General features: G+C 68.2%; 10 protein-coding genes. 7 read left to right on the forward strand and 3 right to left on the reverse strand.

Features of this window, described 5'->3' with window-relative positions; all coding sequences use genetic code 11:
• Positions 1 to 56 precede the first annotated feature (56 nt).
• Positions 57 to 2318, forward strand: a complete 2262-nt coding sequence (metE, locus tag ACNJ7E_RS05480) for a 5-methyltetrahydropteroyltriglutamate--homocysteine S-methyltransferase (RefSeq protein ID WP_418339330.1) — start codon at positions 57 to 59, stop codon at positions 2316 to 2318.
• A gap of 43 nt (positions 2319 to 2361) precedes the next feature.
• Here metE and ACNJ7E_RS05485 read toward each other — a convergent pair whose 3' ends face one another.
• Entirely contained in the window at positions 2362 to 3369 is a 1008-nt protein-coding gene (locus ACNJ7E_RS05485) for an AraC family transcriptional regulator (protein WP_283330704.1), read from the reverse strand.
• Between the two features lie 169 nt (positions 3370 to 3538).
• Here ACNJ7E_RS05485 and ACNJ7E_RS05490 point away from each other — a divergent pair, with 169 nt between their 5' ends.
• Genes ACNJ7E_RS05490 through ACNJ7E_RS05510 form a run of 5 tightly spaced genes read left to right on the forward strand, consistent with a single transcriptional unit; the run spans position 3539 to position 9173 of the window.
• The gene (locus ACNJ7E_RS05490; protein WP_418339331.1) at positions 3539 to 4978 is read left to right on the forward strand and encodes a GntP family permease; all 1440 of its coding nucleotides are present in this window, start codon (positions 3539 to 3541) and stop codon (positions 4976 to 4978) included.
• 25 nt (positions 4979 to 5003) lie between these two features.
• The gene (locus tag ACNJ7E_RS05495) at positions 5004 to 6257 is read left to right on the forward strand and encodes a CaiB/BaiF CoA transferase family protein (RefSeq protein WP_009477976.1); all 1254 of its coding nucleotides are present in this window, start codon (positions 5004 to 5006) and stop codon (positions 6255 to 6257) included.
• On the forward strand, positions 6254 to 7192 hold the full coding sequence (locus ACNJ7E_RS05500) for a hydroxymethylglutaryl-CoA lyase (protein ID WP_105413003.1): 939 nt from the start codon (positions 6254 to 6256) through the stop codon (positions 7190 to 7192). The genes ACNJ7E_RS05495 and ACNJ7E_RS05500 overlap by 4 nt, the downstream gene beginning before the upstream one ends.
• Positions 7189 to 8184, forward strand: a complete 996-nt coding sequence (locus ACNJ7E_RS05505) for a 2-hydroxyacid dehydrogenase (RefSeq protein ID WP_418339332.1) — start codon at positions 7189 to 7191, stop codon at positions 8182 to 8184. The genes ACNJ7E_RS05500 and ACNJ7E_RS05505 overlap by 4 nt, the downstream gene beginning before the upstream one ends.
• The gene (locus ACNJ7E_RS05510) at positions 8181 to 9173 is read left to right on the forward strand and encodes a glycerate kinase (RefSeq protein WP_418339333.1); all 993 of its coding nucleotides are present in this window, start codon (positions 8181 to 8183) and stop codon (positions 9171 to 9173) included. The genes ACNJ7E_RS05505 and ACNJ7E_RS05510 overlap by 4 nt, the downstream gene beginning before the upstream one ends.
• Here the strand turns inward: ACNJ7E_RS05510 and ACNJ7E_RS05515 are convergent.
• The gene (locus tag ACNJ7E_RS05515; RefSeq protein WP_105413000.1) at positions 9139 to 9924 is read right to left on the reverse strand and encodes an IclR family transcriptional regulator; all 786 of its coding nucleotides are present in this window, start codon (positions 9922 to 9924) and stop codon (positions 9139 to 9141) included. The two genes, ACNJ7E_RS05510 and ACNJ7E_RS05515, sit on opposite strands and share 35 nt — an antisense overlap.
• A 323-nt stretch (positions 9925 to 10247) precedes the next feature.
• Between ACNJ7E_RS05515 and ACNJ7E_RS05520 the strand changes: the two genes are divergently transcribed.
• Positions 10248 to 10715 carry a DIP1984 family protein gene (locus ACNJ7E_RS05520; RefSeq protein WP_418339334.1) on the forward strand — a complete coding sequence of 156 codons (468 nt, stop codon included), beginning with the start codon at positions 10248 to 10250 and terminating at the stop codon, positions 10713 to 10715.
• 262 nt (positions 10716 to 10977) lie between these two features.
• On the opposite strand, the gene ACNJ7E_RS05525 is transcribed toward ACNJ7E_RS05520, so the two are convergent.
• Positions 10978 to 13404 carry an ATP-dependent Clp protease ATP-binding subunit gene (locus ACNJ7E_RS05525; protein ID WP_418339335.1) on the reverse strand — a complete coding sequence of 809 codons (2427 nt, stop codon included), beginning with the start codon at positions 13402 to 13404 and terminating at the stop codon, positions 10978 to 10980.
• Positions 13405 to 13544 lie beyond the last annotated feature (140 nt).

Genomic DNA, 13544 nt, shown 5'->3' on the forward strand with positions numbered 1-13544 from the left:
GAGAGGTGTACCCGTGTGCCGGCGGTGGCCGTACCGCGTACGCAACTGGAGATACCGTGACATTCACTTTCACCGCGACCGTGCTGGGCTCACCTCGCATCGGTCCGAATCGCGAACTGAAGAAGGCCGTCGAGTCGTACTGGGCAGGCCGCCTCGACGCCGAAGCGCTCGACGCGCTCGCCCGGGATCTGCGCCGTCAGACCTGGACGAGCCTGCGCGACGCCGGCCTCGACTCCGTGCCCGTCAACACGTTCTCGTACTACGACCATGTGCTGGACACCGCGGCGATGCTCGGCGCACTGCCCGACCGTGTCGCCGGCATCGAGAGCGACCTCGACCGCTACTTCGCCGCCGCCCGCGGCAACGACACGGTCGCCCCGCTCGAGATGACCAAGTGGTTCGACACCAACTACCACTACCTGGTGCCGGAGATCTCCCCGACGACGACGTTCGCCCTCGACCCGTCGAAGGTGCTCCGCGAACTCGAAGAGGCACGTGCCCTGGACATTCCGGCCCGCCCGGTGGTGGTGGGTCCGGTCACGTTCCTGCTGCTGTCGAAGGCTGTCGGCTCGGACGCACCCCTCCTCGACCGCCTCGACGAACTCGTCCCGCTGTATGCGGACCTGCTCGGTCAGCTCGCCGACGCGGGCGCCGACTGGGTGCAGATCGACGAACCCGCGCTCGTCGCCGACCGCACACCGGAGGAGATCGCGGCGGCCAAGCGGGTCTACGACCGGTTGTCCGCGCTGGAGTCGCGACCGGCGATCCTCGTCGCGTCCTACTTCGGCAGCCTCGGCGACGCACTTCCCGCGATCGCATCGACCGGTGTCGAGGGGATCGCGATCGATCTGGTCGCCGGATCCGACACCCTCGCCACGGTTCCCGATCTGACCCGCAAGCACGTCGTCGCCGGTGTCGTCGACGGACGCAACATCTGGCGCACCGACCTGGACGCGGCCCTGGCGTCGCTCGGCACCCTGCTGGGCAGCACCGGTTCGCTCGCCGTCTCGACGTCATGCTCGCTGCTGCACGTCCCGTACACGCTCGACGCGGAGACCGGCATCGACAAGGCGCTGCGGTCGTGGCTGGCGTTCGGCACCGAGAAGGTCCGCGAGGTCGTCACACTCGGGACCGCACTGACCAGCGGTCGCGAATCCGTCGACGACGAGTTCGCGCTCGCCCGCGCGGCGGCGTCCACCCGCAGCACCGACCCACGTCTGCACGACGCCACTGTCCGTGCCCGGCTGGACGCGCTCACCGCGTCCGATCCGGGGCGCAGTCCCGCGGCGGAACGTCGGGAAGCCCAGTCGGCGCTGTCGCTTCCGGTGCTGCCGACCACGACGATCGGCTCCTACCCGCAGACGACGCAGATCCGCGTCGCGCGCGCGGCCCGGCGCAAGGGTGAGATCGACGAGGCCGAGTACCTGAACCGGATGCGCGCCGAGGTCGCGGATGTGGTTGCGCTGCAGGAGACTCTGGACCTCGACGTGCTGGTGCACGGCGAACCGGAACGCAACGACATGGTGCAGTACTTCGCCGAACAGTTGGACGGGTTCTTCGCGACGGACAACGGCTGGGTGCAGTCGTACGGCAGCCGCTGCGTTCGACCGCCGATCCTGTACGGCGATGTGCGCCGCAGCAACCCGATGACCGTCGAATGGATCACGTACGCGCAGTCGCTGACGCAGCGTCCGGTGAAGGGCATGCTCACCGGTCCGGTGACGATCCTGGCGTGGTCGTTCGTGCGCGACGACCAGCCGCTGGCCGACTCCGCCAACCAGGTGGCGCTGGCCATCCGCGACGAAACGGTGGACCTGCAGGGCGCGGGCATCCGGATCGTCCAGGTGGACGAGCCCGCGCTGCGCGAACTGCTGCCCCTGCGGGCCGCGGATCAGCCGGCGTACCTCGACTGGTCGGTCGGGGCGTTCCGTCTCGCGACGTCGGGTGTCTCGGACTCGACGCAGATCCACACCCACCTCTGCTATTCGGAGTTCGGTGAGGTCATCGAGGCCATCGCGAGGCTCGACGCCGACGTCACCTCCATCGAGGCTGCGCGTTCGCACATGGAGGTCCTCGACGACCTCAATGCCGTCGGCTTCGACCTCGGCGTCGGCCCGGGCGTGTACGACATCCACTCGCCGCGGGTGCCCGGTGTCGAGGAGATCGCGGCGTCGCTGCGGGAGGCGCTGAAGGCGGTGCCGGTGGAACGGCTGTGGGTCAACCCCGACTGCGGCCTGAAGACCCGCGGTCCCGCCGAGGTCGAGGCGTCGCTGCGCAACCTCGTCGACGCGGCGAAGCTGGTCCGCGCGGAGCTGTAGGCGGCTCCGCCGCCCGTGAGTGGTTGAGGAGTCTCTGGACTCGTCAACCACTCACGGGGCCGAAGGCCCTGGTCTGCGACGGATTCTCGCCGAACCGGCGACGATAGGCGGCCGCGAAGAGGCCGAGGTTGACGTATCCCCACGCGCCGGCGATCGAGGCGACGGTCTCCCCCGGCGACGCTGTGAGCAGTTCCTCCCGAATGCCCTGGAGCCGCTGCTCACGCACGTATTCGGCCGGGGTGGTGTCCAGGTATTTCCGGAACGACCCGGACAGGGTCCGGACGCTGACCCCCACCGCGTCGGCGATGTCGGAGGCGGTCGGCAGTTCGCGGGCGTACTCCCGGATGTACTGGACGGCGTGCCGCACATAGCCGGGCGCCGCCGGGCCGGTGGACCTGTCCGGGTCCACTCCGGTGCGGGCCGCCCATTCGGTGAGCAGGTGACCGACGAGCAACTCCTGCAGGTTGAGCCCGATGCGCCCCTCGGTGGCGTGTCCGGGTAGCTCTCCCGTCGTCCGCATGGCGTATCCGAGCAGCGCCTGCCAGCCGGATCCACCGCCCCCGATGACGCATTTGCGTTGCCAGAGAAGATCTCCGGGGTCGAATCCCCACCACCGCACGGCCGTGTCAGCGAGCAGCGTGTGGGGAACGGTGAGATTGAGCTGGACGTGGTCAGGCGAGAACTCGACGAGGTAGTCGACGCGACTGCAGTCGGCGACGAACGTGTCACCAACCGGTGTGTCCGCGGTGGCGTCGTGGTCGAGGTGGTGCCGGGCGTTGCCCCGAATGGTCGTGAGAACGAGCGCGTTTCCGGCGTCGGATGAGAAGTCGCCGACCGAGACGGGAATTCCGTAGGAGAACCGGGTGACGGTGATGTCGCCGATCTTCGTGGAGTACATGCTCGACCGGGGTGACAGCCCGGCACCGAGCGGACGCACGACATAGGGCATGTACACGCGGTCGGACCAGAGTTGGATCTCGCTCCAATCCTCCGACGCTCTGCGCTCGGCGGCCGTCGGCCGTCCCACCGCAAACGGATCCAGCACGACCATGCGTCGAGTATTCCAGGGCCTTCGGCCCCCGTGCGCCTTTCTGGTTGCCGGAACAACCGGAAAGGCGCACGAGGCCGAAGGCCCATTGCTTATATCGTGAGTGTGTGCTCATAATATGGGTGTACCTGTGACACCAGTCACTACCCGCCTCCTCGATAAGGACGCGCACATGTCAGACGTAGCAATCCTGATCAACACCACGGTCGCCGTAGCGGCGGTCGTTCTGATGATCGTGCGTTTCAAGTTCAACCCAGTGGTGTCACTGGTCGTCGGATCCGCCTACCTCGGACTCACGACGGGACTCGGCACGGCCGAAACGGTGGAAGTCATCAGCACCGGTTTCGGCGACATCATGGCCGAAGTGGGACTTCTGATCGCCTTCGGCGTCCTGATGGGCGCCATGCTGAAAGAAATGGGCGCGATCCAGCGCCTGGTCGGGACACTTCTACGCGTGTTCGGGCCGAAACGAATGCCCTATGCACTATCGCTGACGATCGCGACGTTGCTGCAGTCCATCTTCCTCGACGTCCTGCTCGTCATCTCCGCCCCGCTCGCCCGCAACCTCGCACCGAAGGTCGGCCGGGTCGGGACCGCACGCATGGCCACCGCCCTCGCCATCGGCCTCGAGTGCGGCATCGTGCTCATGGTTCCCGGTGTCGGCGCCCTCGCCCTCGCCGGACTACTCGGTGTGCCGCTCGGCAAGATGCTGATCTTCGGACTCATCCTGGTGATCCCGACCGTGGCGATCTCGGTCGCGATCATGTCCTTCCTGTTCACCCGCGGTTGGTGGAACCCGGAGAAGGACGAAGAGCACTTCCATCAGACGGTCGTCGACGATGAAGAGGACCAGTGGACCGACGGCGGCAGCGGCGGGACCACCCCGCGGCCCGATGCCGGCGGCGGCGTCGCCCAGGCGCAACGCGCCGCGACCGTCACCGAGGTCACGGCCGGGCGCGCGGCGCACGACCGCCCCCTCATCCTGCTCCTCGCTCCGCTGCTCGTTTCCCTCCTGCTCATCGCGACCGGCGCGATCCTGGACATCGCCGAGATCAGCAATCCGGTCGTGTCGTTCGTGTCCGAGCCGCTCATCGCGTTGTTGATCGGACTGATCGGCACCAGCTTCGTCGGACGCCTCACCGTCGGCCAGCACCGCGTCCAGAAGGCGATCGCCAGCGGTTTCAGCGAGAGCGGCCAGATTCTCATCCTCACCGGCGTCGGCGGGTCCCTCGCCGCGACCATCGCCGCGGCCGGTCTCGGCGACATCCTCGGCAAGTACTTCACCGCCAATCACGCCGCTCCGCTGCTGATGGTGTGGGTGATCGCCGCCGTCCTGCACGTCGCCGTCGGCTCGGTGACCATCTCCGCGATCACCGCCGCGGGCGTCCTCGCCCCCATCGCCCCGACCCTCGGCCTCGACCCCGTCCTCATCGCCCTCGCGGCCGGCGCCGGCTCCCTGTTCGCGGTGCACGTCACCAGCAACACGTTCTGGCTGCTGCAGTCCTTGATGGGTCAGACCACACGAGGCACGCTGAAGACGTGTTCGGTGGGAGTATCGGTGGCATCGGTCGTCGCAATACTGCTCGTCCTGCCCGTGAGCCTCGTTCTCTGAGCGTCACTATCAGTTAAGGATCACCATGTTCTCCGACAACACCATTCGGCCCCTCGACGGGGTTCGGGTACTCGAGCTCGGTAACTACATCGCCGCTCCGACCGCGGGCCGGATGCTCGCCGACTTCGGGGCCGAGGTCATCAAGGTGGAGCGCCCGAAGACCGGCGACGAACTGCGCAACTGGCGGCTCTACTCCGGCGACACCTCGATGCTGTACCGCACGATCAACCGCAACAAGAAGTCGATCGTGCTGGACCTGCGCACCGAGGAAGGCAGGCAGCTCGTCCTGGACCTCGCCGCCAAGTGCGACATCCTGCTGGAGAACTTCCGGCCCGGCACCCTGGAGAAGTGGGGCATCGGACCGGACGCGTTGAACGCGGCCAATCCGGACCTGGTGATCACCCGCATCTCGGCGTTCGGGCAGACCGGGCCGATGTCGCAGAGGCCGGGGTTCGCCGCGGTCGCGGAGGCCGCGGGCGGATTCCGTGAACTCGTCGGCGACCCGGACCGGCCACCGGTGCGGGTGGGGGTGTCGATCGGCGACTCGATCGCCGGCCTCTACGCAGCGTTCGGTGCGGTGATGGCCCTGTTCCAGCGCGAAGCCGCGAAGGTCGCCGGAACCCCGGGTCCGTCCCTGCCGCATCGGATCATCGACGTCGCCCTCAACGAATCGATCCTGTCGATGATGGAGTCGCTGATCCCCGACTACCTCGCGTACGGCATCAAACGCGAACGCGTCGGCGGCCGGATGGAGGGCATCGCCCCGTCGAACGCATACATCTGCAGCGACGGTGACAGCATCATCATCGCCGGCAACGGTGACGCCATCTTCCAGCGCTACATGGACACCATCGGCCGTCCCGACCTCGGCGCCGACCCGGACCTGTCCACCAACGCCGGACGGTGGGCGCGCCGCGACGAACTCGACACCGCGATCGGCCAGTGGACGATCCAGTACTCGCGCGACGAGGCGCTGAAGATCCTCGATGCGGCCGGGGTGCCGTCGGGTCCGATCAACACCGCCGCCGACATCTGCAGCGACGAGCAGTACGCGGCCCGCAACATGATTCAGCAGTTCACCGTCGACACCGGTGAGGCCGAGCCGAAGCAGGTCGGGTTCCCCGGCATCGTCCCGGTGATCGGCGGCAAGTCGCTGCCCATCCGCAACGTCGGACCGGACCTCGGCGAGCACACCCGGGAGGTCCTGGAAACGGTGCTCGGCAAGACCCCGGAACAGATCGACTCCATCGTCAACGACACGGTAGGTGGCCTCTCATGACGCAGTCCTTCGAATCACGCACCCTGCTCCGCGACGTCACCCTGCGTGACGGGTTGCAGTTGACGGGCAAGATGCTGCCCACCGCCCGGAAGCTCGAGATCGCCCGCCGGCTCCTCGAACTCGGCGTGCCCGCGCTCGAGATCGGGTCGATGGCCCGCCCCGACCTGGTCCCGCCGATGGCGAACACCGTCGAGGTGATCTCGGAGCTGACCCCGGAGGAACTCGATCACTGCTGGGTGTGGGTGGCGACGCCCCGGCACGTGGAGAAGGCCGCCGCGGCCGGCGCACGACATTTCCAGTACTGCTTCTCCGCCTCCGATTCCCACAACCAGGCGAACATCGGTCGCTCCACCGAGGACAGCCTCGCCGCGATGCCCGCCGCGATCGAACTCGCCCAGCAGGTCGGCGGCAGCATCCAGCTGTGCATCGCGACGTCGTTCACCTGCCCGTTCGAGGGCCGGGTGCCCGAGCAGCGGGTCATCGACATCGCCAACGACCCGCGCGCCCACGGCGCCGTCGACGTCGTCGTCTGCGACACCCTCGGCCAGGCCGTCCCCGCCGAGGTGTACTCGCTCGTCTCCCGGGTACGGCTCGAAACCCCGCAGCGCGGCATCGTCTTCCACGGCCACGACACCTGGGGTCTCGGGGTCGCGAACAGCCTCGCCGCGGTCGCGGCCGGCGCGATGACCGTCGACGGCGCCCTCGGCGGACTCGGCGGCTGCCCGTTCGCACCCGGCGCCAGCGGCAACACCGCCAGCGAGGACCTGCTGTTCGCCACCCGCCCGGACTGGCTGAACCCCACCACGTTCGGCTCCCTCGTGGAACTGTCCGAGAAGACCCTCGCCGAACTCGGCGAAGCCAACCGGTCCAAGGCCGCGCAGGGCGCACGCTCCAATGCCACCGCGTTCGAGTGGGTCATCGGAGGCGGCCGATGAGGGCCGCGCGGTTCTACGTCACCACCCCGATCCCCGAACCCGCCCTCACGCTGCTGCGCGCCGCGGGCAGCGTCGACGTTCCCGACGAGCTTCCGGACGCCGCCCGGCTGCGGGAGGTCTGCGTGTCCGGCGACTACGACGTGGTGGTGTCCCAGCTTCGCGACACGTTCGACGCCGATCTCCTGGCCGCCGCGAAGATCCGCGGTATCTCCAACTACGCGGTCGGGTTCAACAACGTCGACATCGGGGCGGCGACCGCGAACTCGATACTCGTCGGCAACACACCCGGTGTGCTCACCGACGCCACCGCCGACGTCGCGATGCTGCTGATCATGGCCACCGCCCGCCGCGCCGTGGAGGCCGACACGTTCGTCCGCGCCGGACAGTTCACCGGATGGGAACCGAACCTGCTCCTCGGCCAGGACGTTTCGGGGCGCACGCTCGGTCTCGCCGGATTCGGCCGGATCGCGCGGGCGACCGCGAAACGGGCACTGGCGTTCGGGATGCAGGTGCTGTTCTGCCCGCGGCCGCCCGGCGACCGGCCGGTCTCGGACGAGGAACTCGGGGAGTTCGCCGGACTCGTCACCCACACCGGCTGGGACACCCTCGTCACCACCAGCGACTACCTGTCGCTGCACGTGCCCCTCAACGCGCAGACCCGCCACCTGGTCGATGCGGGCGTGCTGGCGGCGATGAAGCCCTCCGCGATCCTGATCAACACCGCCCGCGGTCCCGTCGTCGACGAAGCCGCCCTCGTCGCCGCCCTGAAATCCGGGGAGATCGCCGGGGCCGGGCTGGACGTCTACGAGGACGAACCCGCGCTCGCCCCGGGGCTCGCGGAACTGTCGAACACGGTCCTGCTCCCCCACCTCGGCAGCGCCACGGTGTCGGTGCGCGCCGAGATGGCGAGGCTGTGCGCCGAGAACGCTGTGGCTATGGCGCAGAACCGGATTCCCCCGCATCCGGTCAACCCGGAAGCGTGGAACTCATGACGGTTCTGATCGCCCCCGACAGTTTCAAGGGCACCTACACCGCCCGCGAGGTCGCCGACGCGGTCGCGACGGGGGTCGAGTCGTCCGGCGGTACCGCGATCAGGCTGCCAGTCGCCGACGGCGGCGAGGGCACCCTCGACGTTCTCACCGTCCCCCTCGGATTGCGCCCGGTCACCACCCGGTCCCGCAACCCGTGGGGCAGCCCGTGCCGGCCGACGTACGGACTGTCCGACGACGGGACCGCGGTCATCGAGATCGCCGCCGCCTCCGGGATCACCACGCCGCACGACGGCCCCCGTGACCCGGTCACCGCCACCACGTACGGCACCGGGATGCTCGTCGCCGACGCCGCCCGGCGCGGTGCCCGGCACATCGTCGTCGCGGCCGGCGGGTCCGCCACCACGGACGGCGGCACCGGGGCCGTCGCCGCCATCGAGGCGGGCGGCGGACTCCGGGGCGCCGCCGTCACCGTCCTGACCGACGTCACCACCCGGTACGTCGACGCGGCCAGGGTGTTCGGACCGCAGAAGGGCGCCGACGCGGGCGCCGTGCAGGTCCTCACGCGGCAGCTCGAGGCGAAGGCGCGGGCTCTGCCCCGCGACCCGTCGAGTGTCGACGCGACCGGTGCGGCTGGCGGGTTCTCCGGCGGGATGTGGGCGCGGTACGGCGCCGAACTACGCTCGGGCGCCGATTACATCCTCGACGTGATCGGCTTCGACACCCTGGCCGCGGACGCGTCGGCGATCGTCGTCGGCGAGGGCCGGCTGGACGGACAGACGAAAGCGGGCAAGATCATCTCCGCGATCCTCGCCCGCGCGGGCACCACCCCGGTGTACGCCGTCGTCGGCTCCGTCGGCGACGATCTCGGCGACTACCGGTCCCGGTTCGCCGGCGTCCTCGTCGCCACGAACGCCGCGGCCATGCACGACGCCGGCCGCACGATCGCGGCGCAACTCATGACGGGTAGCGGCCACCCAGCGTCCGGGTGACCTGCTCGGCGCTGCCGACGAGCAGATCCACCCATTTCTCGCACTGTTCGCGTGGCATGCGCAGTGTCGGCCCGCTGATGGCCAGAGCACCGATCACGTCGGCGGACGAATCGAACACGGGCGCAGCCAATCCCGAGGCGCTGTCCTCCCGCTCCCCCGCGGTGATGGCGTACCCGTCGGCCCGGGCCTGGTGGATCAGTTCGCGCAGCACCGCGGTGTCGGTGACGGTGCCCTCGGTCATCGGCTCGATGGGGCCGGCGAGGACCTGTTCGGTGAGGTCCGGGTTCCAGGCGAGCAGAACCCGGCCCGCCGATCCCGCGGGCAGGGGGACGATCTTCCCGACGTACATGTTGCGACGCAGCGCGTGCTCGGTCTCCGCGATGGCCACGCACACGCGGTAGCCCTGCTCGACCCGGAAGAAGCTGGCGGTCTCGCCGGTGGCGTCGCGGATCTCCTTCAACACCGGCGTGACGACAGCCAGGATGTCGAGTCCCTTGGTGGCCGTCGCGGCCCAGAACGCCATCTTCACGCCGATCCGGATCTGGTCGCCGGACCGGTCGAGGAATTCCTGCGCCACGAGGTTGCTGACCAGCCGTTGGACCGTCGACGTCGGCAGTCCCGTCGCCTGGTGGATCTCGCCCAGCGTCATCGACGGACGCGTCAGGCTGAAGGCATCGAGGATCTCCGTGATCTTGCTCAGCACCAGCAACGGTTGGTGCTTGGAGGTCAATTCGCCGTCTTCCGCTCGCATACCCTCGACGATAGTCGCCCCCACCAGCACGTGAGTGCCAACGAACGGCGGAACACACTTCGGCACTCACCTGGGGCGAATCGACTGTCGCCACACGGGCGCGAATGTGGTACCTATTGAAGATGCTCGAATTCGACTCGACGAAAGGCGCATGAGCGCCCACCGAGATATCTCTCCGACACGACGGTTCGGGGAATTCACCCGCGCGTTCGACGCGCTTCGATCGCTCCCTTCACGGTGCCGCGACCCGTCCGCCCCCGGGCGGGCACTTTTCCATTCACCATTTACGCTGCCCTACAACGACTTCGAGAAAGGAGGTAACCGTGAAGTTGGCTGAGGCACTGGCCGAACGGGGCGATCTGACGCGTCGGGTGGAGCACCTGAAGTCGCGCATCCTCACGAACGCACGACACCAGGAGGGCGAGTCGCCGGCGGAGGACGCCGCGGCGCTCCTCGTCGAACTCGAGGAGGTCCTGGACCGCCTGGAGGTCCTCGTCCGAAGGATCAATCGGACGAATACCGCTGCACCACTGGGCGACGCGAGCATCACGGACGCACTGGCCCGCCGGGACATGCTGCGCATCCGGCACCGGGTGGTGTCCGCCGCCGCGGATGCCGCCTCCGGGCGTGAGCAGGACCGATACGGCAGGCAACTCCGCTCCGAACTCGTCTTCGTCGCGGCGTTGCCCGTCCGGGATCTGCGGCGGACGGCAGACGATCTCGCCCGGAAGATCCGGGAAATCGATCTGCAAGTGCAGAAGGAGAATTGGGAAGTCGAGTTGCTCGGCTGAACAGGCTGGGTAGTAGGTAACCGTTTCGGAGGCGAGCACACACCGCGAGTCGACGGTAATTCGGCTCTTCTCCGGCGTGGAGGGCAACGCTCCGGGCACACACCCGGATCACATTGCAGCCCTGCACACCGCACAGGTGACGGTGCACGACGCACACCTCATCACCGGGTGCTGATCCGAGACGGCGAGGGCGGGCAAGGGGCTACCCACACACGTGAGTGGCAGAGCGTGCCGAAGCACACTCTGCCACTCACGTCGGGGATCAGCCGACTACGAGATCCAACTCGTCGTCGGACACTCCGACCGCGATGCTGCCACCCTCGACGAGGACGTCGTCGAGCAGCAGATCGGCGATCCGATCGTCGACGGCCCGCTGGATCGACCGGCGCAACGGACGCGCCCCGAACTCGGGCTGGTGTCCGTGCTCGGCAATCCAATCGACCGCGGCCTCACTGAACGAGATCTCGATGCCCTTGGACTGCAGCCGCTTCCGGCTGTCGTCCAGCAGCAGGTCGGTGATCCGGTGCAGCTGCTCGGTGTCGAGCTTGCGGAAGATCACGATCTCGTCGATCCGGTTCAGGAACTCCGGACGCATCGACTCACGCAGCCGGCCCATCACCCGATCCCGCAGCGGCTTCTCCGAAGCCTCCGCGTCACCGGTGCTGAAGCCCAGCGCACCCGACTTGCTGGAGATGATGTCGGACCCCAGATTGCTGGTCATGATCAGAACGGTGTTCTTGAAATCCACCGTCCGGCCCTGACCGTCCGTGAGTCGGCCGTCGTCGAGCACCTGCAGCAGCGTGTTGAACACGTCGGGGTGCGCCTTCTCGATTTCGTCGAGCAGGATCACCGAGTACGGGTTCCGGCGGACCTGCTCGGTGAGCTGTCCCGCCTCCCCGTATCCGACGTAGCCGGGAGGGGCACCGACGAGCCGGCTGACCGTGTGACGTTCACCGAACTCGCTCATGTCGAGTCGCAGCAACTTGTTCTCGTCACCGAACAGCGTGGCGGCCAGCGCCTTCGCCAGTTCGGTCTTGCCGACTCCGGTCGGTCCGAGAAACAGGAAGCTGCCCACGGGACGATCCGGATCGTTCATGCCGGTGCGGCTGCGGCGCACCGCCCGGGCGATGGCCCGCACGGCGTCGTCCTGGCCGATGACACGACGATGCAGTTCGTCCTCGAGCCGGCGGAGGCGTTCCTTCTCCTCCTCGGTCATCTGGCTGGCCGGGATTCCGGTGGCCCGCGACACGACCTCCGCGATCTGCTCGGCAGTCACCTCGGGTGTCGTGTCGTTCGTGCCGACCGCCTTCCCGTCGATCCGGGCCTGAACCTCCATGGCCTCGTCCCGCAGTCGCGAAGCCTTCTCGTACTGCTCGTCGGCGACGGCCTGTTCCTTGGCCTGCTCGAGTTCCGCGAGCTTCGCCCGCAGAGCCTCGACATCGACGCTCGGCATCCGCAGCCGCAACCGGGCCCCCGCCTGATCGATCAGGTCGATCGCCTTGTCCGGCAGGAAGCGGTCACCGATGTAACGGGCCGACAACTCGACGGCCGCCGTGATCGCCTCGTCCGTGTAGCGGACGCCGTGGTGCTCCTCGTACCGGTCACGCAGACCGGACAGGATCGCCACCGCATCCTCCACACTCGGCTCCGCAACCGTCACCGGCTGGAACCTGCGTTCGAGCGCCGGATCCTTCTCGATGTGCTTGCGGTACTCGTCGAGCGTCGTCGCACCGACGATGTGCAGCTCACCACGGGCGAGCTTCGGCTTGAGAATGTTGCCCGCATCCATCGCACCCTCGGCGCCGCCGCCGGCACCGGCGATGGAGTGGACCTCGTCGATGAAGACGATCAGCTCGTCCGAGTGGGCCGAGATCTCGTCGATCACCTTGTTGAGGCGTTCCTCGAAGTCACCGCGGTAGCGGGTGCCCGACACCATGCTCGACAGGTCGAGCTGGACGATGCGCTTGCCCGTCAGGCGGTCGGGGACGTCGCCGTCGACGATGCGCTGGGCGAGGCCCTCGACGACCGCCGTCTTGCCGACGCCGGCCTCACCGACCAGCACGGGGTTGTTCTTGGTGCGGCGCGAGAGAATTTCGATGGTCTGCTCGATCTCGTCGGCGCGCCCGATCACCGGGTCGACTCCGCCGCCGCGTGCGCGTTCGGTGAGGTCGAAGCCGTACTTGTCGAGCGTGGGGGTCCCCGAGTTCGAGGATTCCTCCTCCACCGATCCACCCTGCACGGCGGTCTGCAGGCGCTCCGGGGTGATTCCCTCGGACGCGAGCAGGCGTCCGGCGGCGTGGTCCTGATCCGCGGCGAGCGCCAGGAAGAGGTGCTCGGGATCGATGTAGGTGGACCCGAGGGCGCGCGCGAGTTGGTGCGCCTCGAGCAGCGCCGTCTTCAGCGCGCCGCTCAGTGCGGGTGCTGCAAAGCCTGACGTGTCACGGCTCTGGGGCAGACGCAGTTCGACGGCATCGGCGACGGCCGACGTGTCGGCGCCTGCGCGGCGCATCAGAGAGGTGACGGGTTCGTGTTCTGTCATGACGCGCAGAACGTGGAGCGCATCGAGTTCCGCGTCGCCACGACCTGCGGCGAAGCGGGCAGCAGCAGCCATGAGCTCCTGGGTGGAGCGACTCATGAGCCGACTGATGTCGATGCGACCTGGGCCCTCCGGCCCGAAGAATGCTGGCATTCCTCAGCCTCCTATAAGTTGAGCGTTACTCACTCAACTAACGTGCCAAGCCTGCGATCAATTCCCGGAGGGAGTGGATGTGAGCTCGATCACAAAGCCCGCGGCAGGTGCCGACCCAGTCCAACGACGACAGGAACCCG

This window comes from Rhodococcus mengyinensis, from assembly GCF_048381435.1.
GTDB classification, from domain to species: domain Bacteria; phylum Actinomycetota; class Actinomycetes; order Mycobacteriales; family Mycobacteriaceae; genus Rhodococcus_F; species Rhodococcus_F opacus_D.

Bases quoted from the DNA above. Each gene is read 5' to 3' on its own strand.
- ACNJ7E_RS05485 (WP_283330704.1), bottom strand. From the start codon at position 3,369: ATGGTCGTGCTGGATCCGTTTGCGGTGGGACGGCCGACGGCCGCCGAG.
- ACNJ7E_RS05490 (WP_418339331.1), top strand. From the start codon at position 3,539: ATGTCAGACGTAGCAATCCTGATCAACACCACGGTCGCCGTAGCGGCG.
- ACNJ7E_RS05495 (WP_009477976.1), top strand. From the start codon at position 5,004: ATGTTCTCCGACAACACCATTCGGCCCCTCGACGGGGTTCGGGTACTC.
- ACNJ7E_RS05525 (WP_418339335.1), bottom strand. From the start codon at position 13,404: ATGCCAGCATTCTTCGGGCCGGAGGGCCCAGGTCGCATCGACATCAGT.
- ACNJ7E_RS05500 (WP_105413003.1), top strand. From the start codon at position 6,254: ATGACGCAGTCCTTCGAATCACGCACCCTGCTCCGCGACGTCACCCTG.
- ACNJ7E_RS05505 (WP_418339332.1), top strand. From the start codon at position 7,189: ATGAGGGCCGCGCGGTTCTACGTCACCACCCCGATCCCCGAACCCGCC.
- ACNJ7E_RS05510 (WP_418339333.1), top strand. From the start codon at position 8,181: ATGACGGTTCTGATCGCCCCCGACAGTTTCAAGGGCACCTACACCGCC.
- ACNJ7E_RS05515 (WP_105413000.1), bottom strand. From the start codon at position 9,924: ATGCGAGCGGAAGACGGCGAATTGACCTCCAAGCACCAACCGTTGCTG.